Source organism: Umezawaea tangerina (genome assembly GCF_003002815.1).
Taxonomy (GTDB): Bacteria; Actinomycetota; Actinomycetes; order Mycobacteriales; family Pseudonocardiaceae; genus Umezawaea; species Umezawaea tangerina.
The window spans coordinates 321,708-340,236 of record NZ_PVTF01000012.1; the positions used below are offsets into that span (position 1 = coordinate 321,708).

Consider the following 18,529-nt stretch of genomic DNA (forward strand, 5'->3'; position numbering starts at 1 on the left):
GGTAGGTAATGCGAGTATCGGTGCCGTGAGCACCTACCTCGTGACCGGAGCGACGGGTTTCCTCGGACGGCGGCTCATCGCGGTGCTGCTCGCGCGCGCCGAGTGCGAACGGGTGTTCGCGCTGGTCAGGCCGCACTCGGTGGGCAAGCTGCCCCGGCACGCCAAGCTCACCGAGGTCGTCGGCGAGCTGGCAGGCCCGGTCGAGGTCGGCCACGTCGACCACGTCGTGCACCTCGCCGCGCTCTACGACCTCACCGCGTCGCTGGAAGACCACACGGCGGCCAACGTGGACGGCACCCGCGCGGTCGTCGAGCTCGCCGCACGGGTCGGCGCGGGCCTGCTGCACCACGTGTCGACGATCGCGGTGGCCGGTGACCACCGGGGCCCGTTCACCGAGGACGACCTCGACCTCGGCCAGCACCTGCCCTCGCCCTACCACGCCACGAAGTTCGCCGCGGAGGAGATCGTCCGCGCGCAGGCCGTGCCGTGGCGGATCTACCGGCCGGGAGCGGTGGTCGGCGACTCGCGGACCGGCGAGATGGACAAGGTCGACGGCCCGTACTACTTCTTCCCCGCGCTCGCGGCCCTCGCGCACGCCCCGTCGTGGCTGCCCGTCCCCGGTCCGGACCTCGGCGCGACGAACCTGGTGCCGGTCGACTTCGTGGTCGCCGCGCTGGACCGGCTGATCCACGCCGACGTCGGGCCGGGCCGGACCTTCCACCTCACCTCGCCGAGGCCGCAGCCGCTCGTCGAGGTCTACAACGCGCTGGCGCGGGCCGCGCACGCGCCGCGGATCGCGGTCACCGTGCCGGTCCGACCGCCCACCAGGACCGGCGCGGTCGGCACCGCCGTGCTCGCCGAGCTGGGCGTCCCAGCTCAGGTGCTGCCCCACCTGGCCGTGGCCGCGGACTTCGACTCGACCGCCACCCGCGCGGTCACCGGGCTCGAGCCGCCCGCGTTCGACACCTACGCCGACGTGCTGTGGAGGTACTGGGGCGAGCACCTGGACCCGGCCCGCGCCGCCAAGGGGCCGCGGCTCGCGGGCCGCACCGTGCTGATCACCGGCGCGTCGTCGGGCATCGGCCGGGCGACCGCGCTCGCGGTAGCGCGCCGCGGAGCCGTTCCCCTCCTGGTCGCCCGTCGGGCTGACGAGCTAGCCCAAGTCGCCGAGGAGATCCGCGCCGAGGGCGGCACGGCGCACTGGTACCCGTGCGACCTGACCGAGGGCGACGCGGTGGACGCGCTGGTGAAGCAGGTGCTCGCCGAGCACGACGTGGACGTGCTGGTGAACAACGCGGGCAAGTCGATCCGCCGGTCGGTGCTGCGGTCGGTGGACCGGCTGCACGACTACGAGCGGACCATGGCGCTGAACTACTTCGCGCCGATGCGGCTGGTCCTCGGGCTGCTGCCGCACATGACCGAACGCCGAAGCGGGCACGTGGTCAACGTGTCCACGATGGGCGTGCAGATCGGCACCCCGCGGTTCTCCGCCTACCTCGGGTCGAAGGCCGCGCTCGACGCGGTCAGCCGGGTCGCCGCCGCCGAGGTGGTCGCCGACGGGGTCGCGTTCACGTCGGTGCGGATGCCGCTGGTGCGCACGCCGATGATCGGGCCGACCAGGGCGTACGACAGGCTGCCCGCGCTGACGCCCGAACGCGCCGCCGAGCTGGTCGTGCGGGCGCTGGTCGAGCGGCCGGAGGAGGTCAACCTCCCGTTCGGCGTGGTCGCCGACCTGGCCCGGCGGGTCGCGCCGAGGACCACGAGGGTGGTGGCGCACCTGGCGTTCCGGGTGTACCCGGAGGACTCGACGCCACCGCTCGCGTCGGTCGCGGCGGGCATCACCCGGCTGGTGCTGCGGGGGCTGCGGTGAACCCGGTGCGCGACCTCGTCACGCTGGTGCGCGCGGGTGTCGTGCGGCCGATGCGGCCGGACCGGCTCGCGGGCGTGCTCGCCGGGTACGTGCGCTGGGACCTCACGGTGGCGTGGGGCTACGCGACGGGTGCGGCCCGGCACCCGGACCGACCGGCGATCGTCGACGACGACGGCGTGCTCAGCTACGCCGAGGTCGACGAGCGCACCACGCGGCTGGCCAACGGGCTCGTCGGCCGCGGCGTGCGCCCCGGCGCCAAGGTCGCGGTGCTCTGCCGCAACCACCGCGGTTTCGTCGAGACCATGGTGGCCTGCGTCAAGATCGGCGCGCACGCCGTGCTGCTCAACACCGGGCTGAGCCGCGCCCAGCTCGCCACCGTGCTGCGCGAGCAGGAGGTGTCTGTCGTGGTGGCGGACGCCGAGTTCACCGACCTGCCGCCGGACGTCGACCGGATCACCGACACCGAGCTGGACGACGTCATCGCGGCGGCACCGGCCACCCCGCTGCCGCGCCGTCCGCCACGGGGTCGGCTGGTCGTGCTGACCTCCGGCACGACCGGAGCGCCGAAGGGCGCCCGCCGTCCGGAGCCCGGCGGCCTGTCCCCCGCCGCGGCGCTGCTGTCCCGGATCCCGTTGCGGCAGGGCGAGACCGTCGCCGTGCCCGCGCCGCTGTTCCACACCTGGGGGCTGGCCGCGTTCCAGATCGGCCTGGTCCTCGGCGCGACCCTGGTGCTGCGCCGCAGGTTCGACCCGGCGGTGCTGCTGGCCGACCTGCGCGACCACCGCTGCGGCGCGCTGTTCGTGGTTCCCGTGATGCTGCAACGGGTGCTGGAGCTGGCCGACCCGGACGCGCCGGACCTGCGGGTGATCGCGTCGAGCGGATCGGCGCTGCCGCCGCCGGTCACCACGCGGTGCCTGCGCGAGTTCGGCCCGGTGCTCTACAACCTCTACGGCTCCACCGAGGTGTCCTGGGTGACCATCGCCACCCCCGACGAGCTGGCCCGCAGGCCGGAGACCGTCGGCCTGCCGCCGCGCGGCACCCGGCTCGCGATCCTGGACGAGCACGGCGATCCCGTCGCGCCGGGTGCGACGGGCCGGATCTTCGTCGCCAACGACATGCTGTTCGAGGGCTACACCAACGGCGCGGGCAAGGAGGTCCGCGACGGGCTGATGTCCACCGGGGACGTGGGCTACCGCGACGAGACCGGTCTGCTGTTCATCGCGGGCCGCGACGACGAGATGATCGTCTCCGGCGGCGAGAACGTCTACCCCGCCGAGGTCGAGTCGCTGCTGGCCGGGATGCCGGACGTGCGCGAGGTCGCCGTGGTCGGCGTGCCGGACGACGAGTACGGCCAACGGCTCGCCGCCTACGTGGTGTGCGCCGAACCGGGGGCGCTGGACGAGGACGCCGTGCGCGGGCACGTGAAGGCGCACCTGGCGCGGTTCTCGGTCCCCCGCGACGTCGTGTTCCTGGACTCGTTGCCGCGCAATGCCACGGGCAAGGTGCTGAAAGGTGATCTGCCTCCGTATTCTGGCTGAGGGCGACGGAAGACGAATGTTCCAAGGGCGGACGCATGACGATTCCCCTGCCTCGCACCGAGCACGCCGCCGATCCGGGAGCCGGTCTCCGGGAGGCCCGCATCGCCCTGGACGAGGACCGCGCGGGCGACGCTTTGGAGTTCGCGGAGAAAGCGCTTGCCGCCTACTCCTGGCTGGAGGACGCCGAGGGCGCCGCGGAGTGCCTGCTGGCCCAGTCCGTCGCGTTGGGCGGCCGCGGGCTGCTGTCCGGAGCGCTCGACACCATCGACCAGGTGCGGCGGATCGCCGTGGCGAACCGGCGGGTGCGGCTCCAGTCGTGGTGCGGGTACTCGCGCGCGGTCGTGGAGCTGCGGCTGGACTCCCCCGAACGGTCGCTGCGCTCGCTGGCCCGCGCGCTCGGCCCGGCCGAGCTCAGCGGTGACCCGGAGCTGATCGGCTCGATCCTGTTCGAACAGGCCAAGGTCCTGCGCGGGGCGGGTTCGGGCGAACGGGACCTGCGGCGCGCGGAGGCGTTGTGCGCGCAGGTCCGCGACCGGTGGCGGCAGCTCGACGACGTGGTCCGGCAGGCCCGCGTCACGGTGCTGCTCGCCCACGTGCGGCTGGACCTGGGCGAGGTCGAACGGGCCCGGCGCTCGTGCCGCCGCGCCGAGGAGCTGCTGGCCGGGCAGGACCGCCCGGTCGCCCAGGCCGAGCTGCTGCTGGCGCAGGCCAGGGTGAGCGGTGCCCGCGACCGCGTCGGCGAGCAGGTCGCGCGGCTGGGCCGGGCGGCCGAGATCGCCGCGGGCTGCCGGGCACGCGAAGTGGCCGTGCGGGCGCACGGGGAGCTGAGCGCGGCCTACGAACGGGCGGGCCAGCTCGGGCCCGCGCTGCGGCACGCGCGCGCCCAGTTGGAGCAGCACCGGTTGCGGGACCGGCAGGACGGCGTCGACCTGCTGCGGATGCGCGAGCACGACCTGACCGCGGGGCTCGCCCGGCTCAGCTTCGGCCCGGCGGGCCGGGAACCGGTGCGCCCCGGCCACGTGACGGCCGAGCGGACGGACAGCCGGATCGCGCGGGCGTTGCGCGCCGGACTCACCAAGCGCGGCATCGAGGTGTTGCAGCTGCTGGTCTCGGGCGCGGGCACGAACACCATCGCGGACCGGCTCGCCCTGTCGCCGAAGACCGTCCAGAACCACCTCCAGCGGATCTACCGGACCCTCGGCGTGCACGACCGCGCGGGTGCCGTCGTGTGGTGGATCGACCTCGACCCCGAAGCCGTCGGAGCGCCGCGCCAACCAGTGGGATGACCGGAAACGACAAGTCTTGATCGACTTCCGCACGTCGTTACCCGGACAGCGGCTTGCCTCGACCGCCGGACCAGCGGTGTTGGGTCGAATGCCCACCGAAGTGCGGCATAACTGGGTGATGAAACGGGTGACCGCGATGTGTCATGCTCCGCTTGGACGTGTGCGCGACGCGTCCGGTGAGCGGATCGGCGGTACGGCCATGCGGGAACGCGGACGGGCGGGCGGCGGAGGGGCAGCACCCGCGTCGCACGCCCCGTGCCACGTCGACGGCCGCCGCGGTGGCGCCGCCCCGCGACCGGGTCGGGGTGCTGCCGCGCGACGGCACCCCGGAAGCCGCGCCCGCCCCCTCGCGTTCGTTCAAGTCCGCCGCCAATCGAACGGAGCACGAAGATGGTTGTGAACTCGATCCGCCGGGTCATGGTCGCGGTGGTGTTGTGCCTCAGCGTCACCGGTGTCGCCGGCGGCATCGCCGTCGCCGACACGACCCCGGTCACCACCGACCCGTCCGGTCCCTTCACCCCGCCCTACCAAGCGGGCTGACCCCTCGTGTCGCGGACCGGGCCGATGGGCGGCCCGGTCTTGAGGCAGAGTGTCGGGGTGACCACTGAGCAGGTGCGGCTGCGGGCGCCGAGGCACCAGGTAAGCCGGAAGTCGATCACGTTGTGGACCCTGCACGCCGTGATCGGGTGGACGGTCGTGCTGCTGCCGCAGCTCGTCGTCCTGCTGTTCGTCGACTCGCCGCCGACGTGGCAGCTGGCCGCGGCCGTGACGACCGGCGTCCTGGCGGTCGCGCACACGCTGGTGATGCCGCGCTGGCGCTTCCGGGTGCACCGCTGGGAGTCCACCCCGATCGCGGTGTACACGCTGACCGGCTGGCTGAGCCAGGAGTGGCGGATCGCGCCGGTCTCGCGGATCCAGACCGTGGACACCAAGCGCGGGCCGCTGCAACAACTCCTCGGGCTGTCCACGGTGACCGTGACGACCGCGTCGGCGGCGGGCCCCGTGCACATCGAGGGTCTCGACCACGAGGCCGCGGTGCGGTTGGCCGACGAGCTGACCACCACGACCGACGCCACCCCCGGTGACGCGACGTGACCCCACCGGAACTGCCGATGGCGCCCGAGCTCGTCGAGGAACCACCCGTCCTCGACTGGCACCGGCTGGACCTGCGGATGCTGATCGTCCGACCGCTCAACGAGCTCCTGGGTCTCATCCCGGTGCTCGTCGGACTGGTCGTGCTCGGCGGCGGCGACGTCTGGCGGATCGCCATGAGCGGCGGCGTGATCGTGCTCGTGGTGCTGTTCGGCCTGCTGAGCTGGTTCACGACCCGCTACCGGATCACCGACGACCAGGTCGAGCTGCACACCGGACTGCTGGTGCGCAAGCGGTTGGCGGTGCCGAGGGACCGCATCCGGACCGTCGACCTCACCGCCAAGCTCGGCCACCGGCTGTTCGGGCTGTCCGCGATCCGGGTCGGCACGGGGCAGCACGAGAAGGCGGGCGAGAACGGCGGCGTCACGCTGGACGCCGTGTCCTCGCAGGAGGCGGAACGGCTGCGCCAGCTGCTGCTCGACCGGGCACCGGCGCGGACCGCGGCGGCCGTCGCGAACGGCGACGCCCCCGCGGCGCCGGTGAGCACGCCGCTGGCCGCGTTCGACCCGCGGTGGCTGCGCTTCGCGCCGCTGACGCTGTCCGGACTGGTCGCGGTCGGCGGCACGTTCGGCGTGCTGATGAACTACGCGCAGGAGTTCGACCTGCGCCCGTCGGCGTTCGGCGGTCTGCACGCCGTGGTCGACCGGGTGATGGACGCGCCGATCGCGCTCACCATCGCGGTCCTGCTGGGCGTCGTGCTGGTGCTGGCCGTGGTCGCGTCGCTGCTGGTGTACGTCGTGCAGTTCTGGGGCTACCGGCTCACCAGGGAGGACGACGGCACGCTGCGGGTGCGGCGCGGCCTGCTGACCACCCGCTCGGTGTCGGTGGACGAGGACCGGCTGCGCGGTGTCGAGGTGCAGGAACCGCTGCTGCTGCGGCTCGGTCGGGGCGCGCGGGCGACCGCGGTCGCCACTGGGCTCGGCACCAAGGGCGAGAGCAGCCTGCTCCTGCCGCCCGCGCCGATCGCCGAGGCCCACCGGGTGGCGAGCGAGGTGCTGCTCATCGAGAAGTCGCCCACCAGGACCGGGTTGCTGCGGCACCCGCTGGTGGCGCTGCGGCGGCGGGTCGTCCGGGCGGTGCTGCCGGTGCTGGTGCTGGCGGGTGTGCTCGCGCTGGTCGCGCCGTCGTGGACGTGGCAGGCCGCGCTCGCGCTGGTGCCGTTCGCGGCACTGATGGGGTGGGACCGCTACCGGGCGCTGGGGCACGCGCTCACCGACCGGTACCTGGTGGCGCGCAGCGGATCCGCGGTGCGGGAGACGGTGGCGCTGCAACGGAGCGGGATCATCGGGTGGCGGATCTCGCAGTCGTTCTTCCAGCGCAGGGCCGGGTTGGCGACGGTGTCGGCGACCACGGCGGCCGGTGACGGGGTGTACCACGTGATCGACGTGGACGCGCGGACCGGACTGCTGCTGGCCGACGAGGCCGTGCCGGACCTGCTGCGCCCGTTCCTCGTCGTCCCCGAGTGAGGTCGTGACCCCGAGCACACCCCTAGCCGCGTCTCACTTGGGATTCCGGTCGGCGGGCTGACCGTACGATCTGCTGCTCCACCGTGAAAACGTTGCCGTGCGGGGCGACGGACGGGAGAAGTGGCCATGCGGGTAAGCGCTTTCTCGCGACCACCGCTCGTGCTCGGCTACTACTTCCCGGACTGGACGAGCGGCGTCGCGGCGCTGGCCGCGATCGCCACGTCCGAGGCGACCCTGCCGTCGTTGGTGCTCCGCGACCCGGCCGAGACGGCCTTCCACCCGACCGCCGACATGCCACCCGAACGGCTCGCGGCCTACCTCGGGCGCGTCTACGGCTACCGGGCCGACCGGGTGTGCCGGGCGTCCATCGGGTTCGAGGGATCGCGGTGGCAGGTCAGGAGGCAGCGGTCGCGGGTGGGCAGGCTCGTGCGGCGGCACGGCGGGGTCGCGGCGGGCAGGCAGCAGGACGACCCGCGGGCGGAACGCGGCACCGAGACCTGCGAGGCGTTCGCCCCGTGGTCCCGGCTGACCGACCTGCGCGACGGCGTCCTCGCCTCGGCGCACCGGGCGTTCGCCTCGGCGGGCGGGCGCGGCACGATCCGGTGCCGCCTCTCGCACGCCCACCACTCGGGCGCGCGCCTGCGTTTCGCGGTCACGTGCGAGCCGCCGCCCCGCTGGAGCCTCCGGCAGGCCTGCCTGGAGCAGGGCGTGGAGGTCTAGGTCTAGGCGCTGGCGCGGAAGGTGTTGCGGTAGACGCTGGGGGCGACGCCGAGCGCGGCGCTCATCTGCTGGCGCAGCGCGGCGCCCGTGCCGAAGCCGGAGCGCCGGGCGACCTCGTCGACCGGCAGGTCGGTGGACTCCAGCAGGTGGCGGGCGCGTTCGACGCGCTGCTGGGTGAGCCACTTGCCGGGGCTGAGGCCGGTCTCCTCGCGGAAGCGGCGGGTGAAGGTGCGGACGCTCATCCGGACGTGCTCGGCCAGCGTGCGCAGGTCCAAGGCCTCGTCGAGCCTGCCCAGCGCCCATTCGCGGGCGGGGGCGGTCGAGGTGGTCTCGACCGGCGGGACCGGGCGTTCGACGTACTGCGACTGGCCGCCGGACCGCCAGGGCGGGACCACGCAGCGGCGGGCGGTGCGGTTGGCGGCCTCGGTGCCGAAGTCCTTGCGCACCAGGTGCAGGCAGAGGTCGATGCCCGCGCCGACGCCCGCCGAGGTGAGGACGTCGCCCTCGTCGACGAACAGCACGTCCGGGTCGAGGTCGACGTGCGGGAACATCTCCCGGAACGCGTCGGCGTACCACCAGTGCGTGGTGGCGCGGCGGCCGTCCAGGAGCCCCGCCGCGGCGAGCACGAACGCGCCGGTGCAGATCGACACGATCCGGGTGGTGGGCGCGGCGGCGACCAGGGCGCGCAGGACGTCGTCGGAGAGCGGGTCGCGGTGCAGGACGTCGGCCCGGTACTGGCCGGACACGATGATCGTGTCGACCTCGGCCAGCAGCTCGAGGCCGTGGTCGCCCTGCACGGAGTACCCGGCCGAGCTGCGCACCGGCAGGTTGCCGGGCGTGCAGACGCGGACCCGGTAGTACGGCCGTTCCCGCTCGTCGCGGGCGGTTCCCAGGACCTGGGTGGGCGTGCCCAGGTCGAAGCCGGTGACCTGGTCGAGTGCGAGCACCGCCACCTCGTGCCGTCTCATGGCCCGATTCTTGCACATGATGGCCTTCCGGCCACTGGTGGCGGACGACCGGCTGGCGGATGCTCTGCCGGTGACGCAGATCGAGGGCCGGAAGGTCCGCACACTCCACTGGGCATGGGTAGTCGCCGCCGTGTCGTTCATCGCGCTGATCGGCGCGGCCGGGTTCCGGTCGGCACCGGGGGCGCTGATCGAGCCGTTGCAGCGGGAGTTCGGCTGGTCACGCGCCACGATCTCGTTCGCCGTCTCGGTGAACCTGCTGCTCTACGGGCTCACCGCGCCGTTCGCGGCCGCGTTGATGACGCGCTTCGGCGTCCGCCGGGTGGTCAGCCTGGCGCTGCTGCTGGTCGCGTGCGGCAGCGGGCTGACGGTGTTCATGACGGCGAGCTGGCAGCTCGTCCTGCTGTGGGGCGTCCTGGTCGGCCTGGGCACCGGGTCGATGGCGCTCGCGTTCGTCGCGACCATCACCGGCCGCTGGTTCGTCAAGCACCGCGGACTGGTGACGGGCGTGCTCACGGCGGGCGGCGCGACCGGTCAGCTGGTGTTCCTGCCGGTCATCGCCGGGCTCGCCGAGTCGTCGGGCTGGCGGTACTCGTCGCTGGTCATCGCCGGTGCGGCGCTGCTGGTCGTGCCGCTGGCGTACTTCCTGCTCAAGGAGCACCCAGCCGACCTGGGCCTCCCGCTCTACGGCGGCACCGAGATCGTGCCCGCTCCCCCGCGGCAGGCCGGGAGCGCCGCGCGCAACGCGGTCGACACCCTGCGCACGGCCGCGCGCACGAGGTCGTTCTGGTACCTGGCGGGCGGCTTCGCGATCTGCGGGATGACCACCAACGGGCTCGTGGGCACGCACTTCATCCCAGCAGCGCACGACCACGGCATGCCGTCCACCACGGCCGCCGGGCTGCTCGCGCTGGTCGGCCTGTTCGACATCGTCGGCACGATCTTCTCCGGCTGGCTGACCGACCGGGTCGACTCGCGCGTCCTGCTGGCGGCGTACTACTTCCTGCGCGGCGTGTCGCTCCTGCTGCTGACGCAGCTGTTCGCCGCCTCCGTGCACCCGAGCATGCTGGTGTTCATCATCTTCTACGGCCTGGACTGGGTCGCGACCGTGCCGCCGACCGTCGCGCTGTGCCGGGAGATCTTCGGCGAGTCGGGACCGGTCGTGTTCGGCTGGGTGTTCGCGTCGCACCAGATCGGCGCGGCCATCGCGGCCACGGCGGCGGGACTGGCCCGCGACCACTTCGGCGACTACGCGCTGACGTTCTTCGTGGCGGGCGGGCTGAGCATCGGGGCGGCGGTGCTGTCGTTGAGGGTCAAGCGGTCACCGGCGCTTGCGGGCCGTGCCGAAGAGCCCGCGGGTGATCTCGCGCCCGAGGGCACTGGCCGCTGAGCGGAGGAACGACTTCACCGCGGAGCTGCCGAGGACCTTCTCCACCACACCGGGCTCGTGGCGCTCGGCCGTCCTCTCCCCGTCCTTCTCCTCCGACTCCCCCGACGGCGGAACGACCCGCGCGGACAGCTTCTCGTAGGCCGACTCGCGGTCGATCGTCTCGGCGTACTTGCCGTGCAGATCCGAGGACGCCGCGGCCTGCCGGATGGCGTCCTGCCCGATGGTGTCCATGAGCGAACGGGGCGCGCGCAGCCTGGTCCACGCGACCGGGGTGGGCGCGCCCTTCTCGCTGAGCACGGTCACGATCGCCTCGCCGGTGCCCAACGAGGTGAGCGCCTTCTCCAGGTCGTAGTCCTTCGACGTCGGGTACGTCCTCACCGTGCGGGACAAGGCTTTCTGGTCGTCCGGGGTGAACGCGCGCAACGCGTGCTGCACGCGGGCGCCGAGCTGCGACAGGACGTCGTTCGGGATGTCGGTGGGCAGCTGCGTGCAGAAGAAGACGCCGACGCCCTTGGAGCGGATGAGCTTCACGGTCCGGGTGATCTGCTCCAGGAACGCCTTCGACGCGTCGGCGAACAGCAGGTGCGCCTCGTCGAAGAAGAACACCAGCTTCGGCTTGTCCAGGTCGCCCTCCTCGGGCAGCTCCTGGAACAGCTCGGCCAGCAGCCACATGAGGAACGTGGAGAACAGCGCGGGCCTGGACTGGAGCTCGGCCAGCTCCAGCAGCGTGATCACGCCCCTGCCGTCGACCTGGCGCATCAGGTCCGCCGGGTCCAGCTCGGGCTCGCCGAAGAACGTGTCGCCGCCCTGCGCCTCCAGGTTCACCAACGACCGCAGGATCACCCCGGCGGTCGCGGACGACACGCCGCCGATGCCCTTGAGGTCGTCCTTGCCCTCGTCGCTCGTGAGGTGCGTGATCACCGAGCGGAGGTCCTTGGTGTCCAGCAGCGGCAGGCCTCGGGTGTCGGCCCAGTGGAAGATCAGCCCGAGCGTCGACTCCTGGGTGTCGTTGAGCCCCAACACCTTCGACAGCAGGATCGGGCCGAAGCCGGTGATCGTCGCGCGCACCGGGACGCCCGCGCCGCCGGTGCCGAGCGACAGGAACCGGACCGGACACTCCTCCGGCCGCCAGTCGTCACCGGTGTCGGTGGCACGACCGGTGATCCGGTCGCTCGTCGAGCCCGCTCGCGACAGTCCCGAGAGGTCGCCCTTCACGTCCGCCATCACGACCGGCACCCCGGCCGCGGACAGCTGCTCGGCCATCAGCTGGAGGGTCTTCGTCTTGCCGGTGCCCGTGGCACCCGCGACGAGGCCGTGCCGGTTCATCGTCGCCAGCGGCAGCCGGACGTGCGCGGTCGGCTCGACGACGCCGTCGACGAGGACCGAGCCGAGTTCGACCGCCGCGCCCTCGGAGGCGTACCCGGCCGCGATCACGGCCGCCGCGGACTGCTGCTCCGTCATCCGCCCAGGGTCGGGCACATCCGCGGGACGCGCCACCCGAAGCGTGACCGTCGCCCAAGGTCATGAGCGACTAGGCTCTCGCGGGTGATGGATCGTCTGGTGTGGATCGACTGTGAGATGACCGGCCTCGAGCTCGGCAAGGACGCCTTGATCGAGATCGCCGCGCTGGTCACCGACGCGGACCTGAACGTGCTCGGCGACGGCGTCGACGTGGTGATCCACGCGGACGAGCAGGCGCTCGCCGGGATGCCCGAAGTGGTCGTCGAGATGCACGCGAAGTCCGGCCTGACCGAGGAGGTCCGCCGGTCGGCGGTCACCATCGAGGAGGCCGAGGCGCTGGTCCTCGCCTACATCAAGGAGTGGGTGCCGGACCCGCGCACCGCACCACTGGCGGGCAACTCGATCGCGACGGACCGCGGCTTCATCGCCCGCGACATGCCCGCGCTCGACGACCACCTGCACTACCGGATGATCGACGTGTCGTCGATCAAGGAGCTGTGCAGGCGCTGGTACCCGCGCATCTACTACGCGCAGCCGGAGAAGGGCCTCGCGCACCGGGCGCTCGCCGACATCCGCGAGTCCATCCGCGAGCTGGCCTACTACCGGCGCACCGCGTTCGTCGCCCCTCCCGGCCCGAACTCGGAGCAGGCCCAGGCCGTGGCGGCCGAGCTGCTTCGCGCGGACGGACTGGGCTGACCACCCGATTTCAGCCCTGACCGGTCGGCACGCTATGCTTCTTCCCGCCGGTCAAACGGTCTTGGTGGGTGTAGCTCAGCTGGCAGAGCACTGGGTTGTGATCCCAGGTGTCGCGGGTTCAAGTCCCGTCACTCACCCCAAGCGAACGCCCCCTGACCCACCAGGTCAGGGGGCGTTTTCACGTCTGGAGCCCCCGCATGAGCGCCACCCTCGTCGCCAAGGACCTCGCCGCCGGACACGGTGACCGGGTGCTGTTCTCCGACCTCCAGCTGGTCGTCGCACCGGGTGACGTGATCGGGCTCGTCGGCGTGAACGGCGCGGGCAAGTCGACGCTGCTCAAGACGCTGGCGGGACTGATCCCGGCCGAGCAGGGCACCATCCGGCTCAGCCCGCCGTCCGCGTCGGTCGGCCACCTCCCGCAGGAGCCCGAACGGCGTCCCGGCGAGACCCTGCGCGAGTTCCTGGCCCGGCGCACCGGCGTCGACTTCGCCCAGCGCGTGCTCGACGCGGCGACCGAGGCGCTGAGCATGGGCACGTCCGGCTCCGACGACGAGTACGGCGACGCGCTGGAGCACTGGCTCGCGCTCGGCGGCGCGGACCTGGAGGAGCGGTCGGTCGAGGTCGTCGCCGACCTGGGCCTCACCGTGAGCCTCGACCAGCCGATGACGGCCCTGTCCGGCGGTCAGGCGGCCCGTGCGGGCATGGCGTCGCTGCTGCTCAGCCGGTACGACATCTTCCTGCTCGACGAGCCGACCAACGACCTCGACCTGGACGGCCTGGAACGGCTGGAGCGGTTCGTCGGCGACCTGCGCGCGGGCACCGTCGTGGTCAGCCACGACCGCGAGTTCCTCGCCCGCACCGTGACCAGGGTCGTCGAGCTGGACCTCGCCCAGCAGCAGGTCCGCACCTACGGCGGCGGCTACGCGGCGTACCTGGAGGAGCGCGAGGTCGCCCGCAGGCACGCCCGCGAGGAGTTCGAGGAGTTCGCGGACACCAAGGCGGCGCTGGAGGCGCGTGGGCGGATGCAGCGCGCGTGGATGGAGAAGGGCGTGAAGAACGCCCGCCGCAAGCAGACCGACAACGACAAGAAGGGCCGCGCGTCCCGCACCGAGGCCACCGAGAAGCAGGCGTCCAAGGCCCGGCAGACCGACCGGATGATCGAACGCCTGGAGGTCGTCGAGGAGCCCCGCAAGGAGTGGGAGCTGCGGATGGAGATCGCCCCGGCACCGCGCGCGGGCGCCATCGTCGCGGCGTTGCGGAGCGCCGTGGTCAAGCGCGGCTCGTTCACGCTCGGCCCGGTCACCACGCAGATCGACTGGGCCGACCGGGTCGCGATCACCGGCGCGAACGGCGCGGGCAAGTCGACGCTGCTCGGCGCGCTGCTGGGCCGCGTCCCGCTGGACGAGGGCCACGCGACGCTGGGGTCCGGTGTGGTCGTGGGCGAGATCGACCAGGCGCGCGGCCTGTTCCTGGGCGAGCGTCCGCTGTCGGAGGCGTTCGAGCTGGAGGTGCCGGAGCTGGCGCCCGCAGACGTGCGCACCCTGCTGGCCAAGTTCGGGCTCAAGGCCGCCCACGTGCTCCGCACCGCGGCCTCGCTGTCACCCGGCGAGCGCACCCGTGCCGCGCTGGCGCTGCTCCAGGCGCGCGGCGTGAACCTGCTCGTGCTCGACGAGCCGACCAACCACCTCGACCTGCCCGCGATCGAGCAGCTGGAGTCGGCACTGGAGAGCTACACCGGCACGCTGCTGCTGGTCACGCACGACCGGCGGATGCTCGACGCCGTGCACACCACCCGGCGGCTGGTCGTCGAGGACGGGCACGTCCGCGACCGGTAGCGCCTACCGTCCCCTGTGGACATGCCACGCGCGGTGGCCGCCGGTTGGGCGACCACCGCGCGGATGGGGTGAGGTCTGTGCCTAGCGGTTGCCCGCGACCCACTCGGGCCAGGCGACCTGCCAGTCGCCGAAACCGTCCCACGACTCGAGCGGCGGGCCGCCGGAGTTCGTGACGATCACGACGTCACCGGGCTTCGCGTTGTCGAAGAACCACTTCGCGTCCTCGGGCGACATGTTCAGGCAGCCGTGGCTCACGTTGCGCACGCCCTGGTCGCCGACCGACCACGGTGCCGAGTGGACGAAGATGCCGCTGTTGGACATGCGCGTCGCCCAGTCGACCGGCGTCTTGTAGCCGCCCGCGTCCAGCGCCAGGCCGTAGGTCGTGGAGTCCATGATCATGTGGTCGCGCTTCTCGGTGAGCACGTACGTGCCGACCGGCGTGGTGTTCGCGGCGTTGCCCATCGACGTCGGCACGGTCCGCACGACCTGCCCGTTGACCTTCGTCACGACCTGGTGCGTCCCGCCGTCGGCCTCGTGGACGACCGCGTCACCGATGGTCGTGGTGATCGTCCGGTCCTCCTGGCCGTACACGCCGTTGCCCATGCTCTTGCCGTAGATCTTGGCGTTGATGGTGACCTTGGTGCCCGCGGCCCAGAAGGCCTGCGGCCGCCAGTGCACTTCCTTGTCGTTGAACCAGTAGAACGCGCCCTCGACCTTGGGCTCCGTCGTGATCTGGATCGCGGCCTCGGCCGACAGCTTGTCCACGATCGGCTCGTCGAAGTAGAACGCCAACGGCTGCCCCACGCCCACCGTCGTGCCGTCCTGCGGGTTGGACTCCAGGTAGGTCAACGTCCGCGGCTTCACCGTCGTGAACGACGACACCTTCGTCACCGGCTTGCCGTCGCTGCCCTGCCCCGTCACCGACAAGGAGTACCCCTTGTCGTAGGCGAGCGGCACGCTGTTCGCCCACTGCAGCCCGTCCGGGCTGATCTGACCGGGGATCACGACACCGTCGGAGGCCGTCAGGGCCACCTCGGTCAGCTTCCCGTCGGCCGCCGTGGCGATCACCGGCAACCCCGGCGCCACCCCCGTAGCCCCCTCGGCGGTCGGCAGCGTGAGCGTCACCGGCGGCGGCGGAGGTGTCGCACTGGTCGACGACGCGTTCGCCTGCACCGGCACCTCGGGCCCCGACGAGCACCCTGTGATCAACATCGCAACCACACCGACAGCGACCAGCCCCAGCGCCCCACGCCTACCAGTGATCCCCATCGCGCCCCATCCATCGACCCGGTCCCCGTACAACGAGACACAGCCCAAGCAGGTACTACCACTGCCGTCCCAGTACTAGGAGACGCCTCGGTCTGCACGGACGTTGCCACGGATGCCGGATCGTTACCGACGCGAAGTTCTCCCCTCCAACCCCCACCAAACCCTCTCTGACCAGCCGATTGGGAAGTGCGCGAACCGCTGTGCTAATGTTCTTCTCGTCGGACGGAGCAAGGCGGTCCAGACAAGCAAGAAGATGAAGTGCCAGCGCCGCTAGCTCAGTTGGTTAGAGCAGCTGACTCTTAATCAGCGGGTCCGGGGTTCGAGTCCCTGGCGGCGCACTCTGGTAGGACTGCCGGGCCACCTTAAGGTGGCCCGGCAGTCCTTTTTTGTGCGCTTAATCTTTTACGTGCTAAGAGCGACAACAGGATGCCGCGCACTGATGCCGTCGACTTGCCTACCGCGATCGGACGAGCGGCCGGTGTCACAACGGCCGCGATCGACTGGGCCGAACCAGCCAAGAGCGGTCGTCCGGTTGCCGTGATCGCGCTTGTCCCGGTGGCCAAAACCACGATCGGCCTACCGCAGTCGGGTGGTTTTCCCACGTCAGCGGTACTTCCACGGGTACCGTCGTGATGTTGCTCGGTCGGGGAGAGCACGCGCGGGGGTGCGATGGACAGGTCCGGATCAGTTGCCAACGAAGTTTCCGGAGTTGTCGTCGGCGACATTCTTCAGGCGGGTGTCGTCCACGGTGACGTCCACTTCCACAGCGGTGTTCCCGAACCCAGGTCCCCGATTCCGCACCAGTTGTTGGCCGCGCCTGCGCACTTCACCGATCGGATGACAGAACTCTCCTTGTTGCACGCCGAACTCCAACGCTGCGCGGACGAGCGAACTCGAATGCTGGGGGTGCTGAGTGGTCCCGGTGGAATGGGCAAGACCGCACTCGCCCTGCAGTGGGCGCACAGCGTGCACGACCGGTTCACCGGCGGTCAGCTGTACGTGGATCTCGCGGGGTTCAGCGGAACCACACCCGTGCTTCCCGGCGAGGCGCTGGGGATGTTCCTCAGGAGCCTCGGGGTCTCCCCGCAACGGGTCCCGGTCGAACTTGCCGAGCAGGCCTCCCTGTACCGCTCCCTGCTGGCCGGGCGGTCTGTGCTGGTGGTGCTCGACAACGCCTACTCGGCGGGCCAAGTGCGCACTCTCATACCGAGTTCTCCCGGTTGCGCGGCCTTGGTCACCAGTCGCACGCGGCTGACCGGACTCGTCGCGGACGGAGCCCGATTACTCGACGTCGGACCGCTGGGGATGACCTCGGCGGTGCGACTGCTCGCCAAAAGCGTCGGAGACGACCGGGTCGCCCAGGAGGACGCCCCGGCCAGGACGCTGGTGGGTATGTGCGGCGGATTGCCGATCGCGGTGCGGGTGGCGGCAGCCCGGTTGGTGGCCCGGCCACGATGGCCCGTGCGACGGGTGGTCGCCGAACTGAGCGACGAACAAGTCCGCTTGGCACAGCTGTCCAGGAAGGCCGAGTTGTCCGTGCAGACGACCTTCGACCTCTCCTACCGGACGTTGTCGGACACCACGGCGGTGCTCTACCGGAGGCTCGCCCTGCACCCCGGTCGGGAGTTCGGCCCGGAATTGGCCTCGTCGCTGCTCGACAACGATGCGGAAGCCGTGCTGGAGGAACTGGTGGAGGCGAGTCTTGTGGAAGAGATCGGTGAGGACCGTTATCGGTTCCACGACCTGCTGCGATTGCACGCGCGGGAAAAGGCGGGGACGGACGACGCGCCCGAGGACCAGCAGCTGGCGCAGCGGAGGATGCTCGAGTGGTACCTCGCCGCCGCTGCGATCGCCGACATGGTGGTAACGCCGCACCGACGACGACTGCCCTACGCGTTCATCGCGGAACCCGCCGAGTTGCCGGTGTTCGACGCGCGGCAGGATGCGCTGGACTGGCTGGACCGGGAACGGGTCAACCTGATCGGCGCCGGGCAGATCGCCCTGAGCCAGGGGTGGGCGGAGCTCGCCTGGCACCTCTGCGACGTGATGTGGCCCTTGTTGTTGCACCGCAAGCACTACAACGACCGAGTTGGGATCGACGAACGCGGAGTGGCGGCGGCAAGGCGGTGGGGCAACGCCTTCGCCGAGGCCGACATGTTGAAGCGCCTCGGCCGAGTGTCCGCGACGTTGAAGCGCTTCGACGACGCCGACCGGTACCTGCGGGCGTCGATCGAACGAGCGTCGTCCATCGACGACCGCCGTGGCATCGCCGACGCGCGGGAGGCACTGGGCCTTTTGTACCTGGACCTCGGCCGTCCCGAGGAGGCACTGGCCGAGTTCGAGGCGCTCGTCGAGGAGAACCGCGTGTTGCACGCGGACCGGAGCCTCGGCCTCACGTTGGTGAACCTGGGCAAGACCTACACCGCGCTGGGTCGAGTCGACGAGGCCGCACGGTCGCTGGCCGACGCCGCCACCACCTTCGACGGACTGGACACCCCCGATCCCTACAACAAGGCGCGGGTGAGCCTGGCCGACGCCCACGTCCAACTCCTCGCGGGCGAGGTCGACCACGCAAGCGACACCGGCGAACAGGTGCTCGACCTGATGGGCTCGCTCGGCTCGGGCCAAGGCATGGCCGAGGCGCACGAGGTGCTCGCCGAGGTCGCGGACCGACGTGGGAACACGACCCTGGCGATCGAACACCTCGAGCAGTCCTTGAACCTGCTCACCCATCTGGGCTCATCCCGAGCCACCTCGGTCCGGAACCGCCTCCAGGCCTTGGCGAACGCCCTGGCGCGCGATGGAAACGAGGCATAGCCGTCCGCACGGTGCGGCGCGCGAACGATGACCCTGGCACCACAACCACAGGTCCTGTCGCGCG

At 71.7% G+C, this 18,529-nt stretch carries 15 protein-coding genes and 2 tRNA genes; 13 read left to right on the plus strand and 4 right to left on the minus strand.

What is annotated here, in order from left to right:
• The first annotated feature begins 25 nt into the window (after positions 1-25).
• The 7 genes from CLV43_RS35430 (at position 26) to CLV43_RS35455 (ending at position 8,032) form a co-directional block, all read left to right on the plus strand.
• Complete coding sequence (locus tag CLV43_RS35430) at positions 26-1,870, plus strand: SDR family oxidoreductase (protein WP_106192940.1); 1,845 nt, start codon at positions 26-28, stop codon at positions 1,868-1,870.
• 50 nt (positions 1,871-1,920) lie between these two features.
• The gene (locus CLV43_RS35435) at positions 1,921-3,408 is read left to right on the plus strand and encodes an AMP-binding protein (RefSeq protein ID WP_211304710.1); all 1,488 of its coding nucleotides are present in this window, start codon (positions 1,921-1,923) and stop codon (positions 3,406-3,408) included.
• A gap of 35 nt (positions 3,409-3,443) precedes the next feature.
• Positions 3,444-4,694, plus strand: a complete 1,251-nt coding sequence (locus CLV43_RS49680) for a helix-turn-helix domain-containing protein (RefSeq protein ID WP_245887193.1) — start codon at positions 3,444-3,446, stop codon at positions 4,692-4,694.
• A gap of 390 nt (positions 4,695-5,084) precedes the next feature.
• On the plus strand, positions 5,085-5,234 hold the full coding sequence (locus CLV43_RS48115; protein ID WP_170156156.1) for a hypothetical protein: 150 nt from the start codon (positions 5,085-5,087) through the stop codon (positions 5,232-5,234).
• Between the two features lie 24 nt (positions 5,235-5,258).
• Complete coding sequence (locus CLV43_RS35445; protein ID WP_211304704.1) at positions 5,259-5,789, plus strand: PH domain-containing protein; 531 nt, start codon at positions 5,259-5,261, stop codon at positions 5,787-5,789.
• A 17-nt stretch (positions 5,790-5,806) separates the two neighbouring features.
• Positions 5,807-7,312 carry a PH domain-containing protein gene (locus CLV43_RS35450; protein ID WP_106193061.1) on the plus strand — a complete coding sequence of 502 codons (1,506 nt, stop codon included), beginning with the start codon at positions 5,807-5,809 and terminating at the stop codon, positions 7,310-7,312.
• Between the two features lie 126 nt (positions 7,313-7,438).
• Positions 7,439-8,032, plus strand: coding sequence for a hypothetical protein (locus tag CLV43_RS35455; RefSeq protein ID WP_146175025.1), 594 nt, complete (start codon positions 7,439-7,441; stop codon positions 8,030-8,032).
• A gap of 2 nt (positions 8,033-8,034) precedes the next feature.
• On the opposite strand, the gene CLV43_RS35460 is transcribed toward CLV43_RS35455, so the two are convergent.
• A complete protein-coding gene (locus tag CLV43_RS35460; protein WP_245887194.1) occupies positions 8,035-9,000 on the minus strand; it encodes a GlxA family transcriptional regulator in 966 nt (321 codons plus the stop codon).
• A gap of 19 nt (positions 9,001-9,019) precedes the next feature.
• Between CLV43_RS35460 and CLV43_RS35465 the strand changes: the two genes are divergently transcribed.
• A complete protein-coding gene (locus CLV43_RS35465; RefSeq protein WP_106192949.1) occupies positions 9,020-10,387 on the plus strand; it encodes an MFS transporter in 1,368 nt (455 codons plus the stop codon).
• On the opposite strand, the gene CLV43_RS35470 is transcribed toward CLV43_RS35465, so the two are convergent.
• Positions 10,319-11,848 (minus strand): helicase HerA-like domain-containing protein, encoded by a 1,530-nt coding sequence (locus tag CLV43_RS35470; RefSeq protein ID WP_106192951.1) that lies wholly within the window; start codon positions 11,846-11,848, stop codon positions 10,319-10,321. The genes CLV43_RS35465 and CLV43_RS35470 overlap by 69 nt on opposite strands.
• 84 nt (positions 11,849-11,932) lie before the next feature.
• On the opposite strand from CLV43_RS35470, the gene orn reads away from it, so the two are divergent.
• From orn to CLV43_RS35485, 3 genes are all read left to right on the plus strand, one after another.
• Positions 11,933-12,544 carry an oligoribonuclease gene (gene orn / locus CLV43_RS35475; RefSeq protein ID WP_106192953.1) on the plus strand — a complete coding sequence of 204 codons (612 nt, stop codon included), beginning with the start codon at positions 11,933-11,935 and terminating at the stop codon, positions 12,542-12,544.
• A 64-nt stretch (positions 12,545-12,608) separates the two neighbouring features.
• Positions 12,609-12,684, plus strand: a tRNA-His gene (locus tag CLV43_RS35480).
• A gap of 57 nt (positions 12,685-12,741) precedes the next feature.
• Positions 12,742-14,379: an ABC-F family ATP-binding cassette domain-containing protein gene (locus tag CLV43_RS35485; protein ID WP_106192954.1), complete on the plus strand. Its 1,638-nt coding sequence runs from the start codon at positions 12,742-12,744 to the stop codon at positions 14,377-14,379.
• A gap of 81 nt (positions 14,380-14,460) precedes the next feature.
• Here the strand turns inward: CLV43_RS35485 and CLV43_RS35490 are convergent, their stop codons facing one another.
• Complete coding sequence (locus tag CLV43_RS35490) at positions 14,461-15,591, minus strand: L,D-transpeptidase (RefSeq protein ID WP_245887195.1); 1,131 nt, start codon at positions 15,589-15,591, stop codon at positions 14,461-14,463.
• A 321-nt stretch (positions 15,592-15,912) separates the two neighbouring features.
• Here CLV43_RS35490 and CLV43_RS35495 point away from each other — a divergent pair.
• Positions 15,913-15,986 (plus strand) — tRNA-Lys (locus CLV43_RS35495).
• A gap of 346 nt (positions 15,987-16,332) precedes the next feature.
• On the opposite strand, the gene CLV43_RS48120 is transcribed toward CLV43_RS35495, so the two are convergent.
• On the minus strand, positions 16,333-16,509 hold the full coding sequence (locus tag CLV43_RS48120) for a hypothetical protein (RefSeq protein ID WP_170156157.1): 177 nt from the start codon (positions 16,507-16,509) through the stop codon (positions 16,333-16,335).
• A gap of 66 nt (positions 16,510-16,575) precedes the next feature.
• On the opposite strand from CLV43_RS48120, the gene CLV43_RS35500 reads away from it, so the two are divergent.
• The gene (locus CLV43_RS35500; protein ID WP_245887196.1) at positions 16,576-18,465 is read left to right on the plus strand and encodes an ATP-binding protein; all 1,890 of its coding nucleotides are present in this window, start codon (positions 16,576-16,578) and stop codon (positions 18,463-18,465) included.
• The last annotated feature ends 64 nt before the right edge of the window (positions 18,466-18,529 follow it).

Coding starts and splice junctions, on each gene's coding strand:
- CLV43_RS35435 (WP_211304710.1), top strand. CDS start 1,921: ATGCGGCCGGACCGGCTCGCGGGCGTGCTCGCCGGGTACGTGCGCTGG.
- CLV43_RS49680 (WP_245887193.1), top strand. CDS start 3,444: ATGACGATTCCCCTGCCTCGCACCGAGCACGCCGCCGATCCGGGAGCC.
- CLV43_RS48115 (WP_170156156.1), top strand. CDS start 5,085: ATGGTTGTGAACTCGATCCGCCGGGTCATGGTCGCGGTGGTGTTGTGC.
- CLV43_RS35445 (WP_211304704.1), top strand. CDS start 5,259: ATGGGCGGCCCGGTCTTGAGGCAGAGTGTCGGGGTGACCACTGAGCAG.
- CLV43_RS35450 (WP_106193061.1), top strand. CDS start 5,807: ATGGCGCCCGAGCTCGTCGAGGAACCACCCGTCCTCGACTGGCACCGG.
- CLV43_RS35455 (WP_146175025.1), top strand. CDS start 7,439: ATGCGGGTAAGCGCTTTCTCGCGACCACCGCTCGTGCTCGGCTACTAC.
- CLV43_RS35460 (WP_245887194.1), bottom strand. CDS start 9,000: ATGAGACGGCACGAGGTGGCGGTGCTCGCACTCGACCAGGTCACCGGC.
- CLV43_RS35465 (WP_106192949.1), top strand. CDS start 9,020: ATGGCCTTCCGGCCACTGGTGGCGGACGACCGGCTGGCGGATGCTCTG.
- CLV43_RS35470 (WP_106192951.1), bottom strand. CDS start 11,848: ATGACGGAGCAGCAGTCCGCGGCGGCCGTGATCGCGGCCGGGTACGCC.
- CLV43_RS35485 (WP_106192954.1), top strand. CDS start 12,742: ATGAGCGCCACCCTCGTCGCCAAGGACCTCGCCGCCGGACACGGTGAC.
- CLV43_RS35490 (WP_245887195.1), bottom strand. CDS start 15,591: ATGTTGATCACAGGGTGCTCGTCGGGGCCCGAGGTGCCGGTGCAGGCG.
- CLV43_RS35500 (WP_245887196.1), top strand. CDS start 16,576: ATGGGCAAGACCGCACTCGCCCTGCAGTGGGCGCACAGCGTGCACGAC.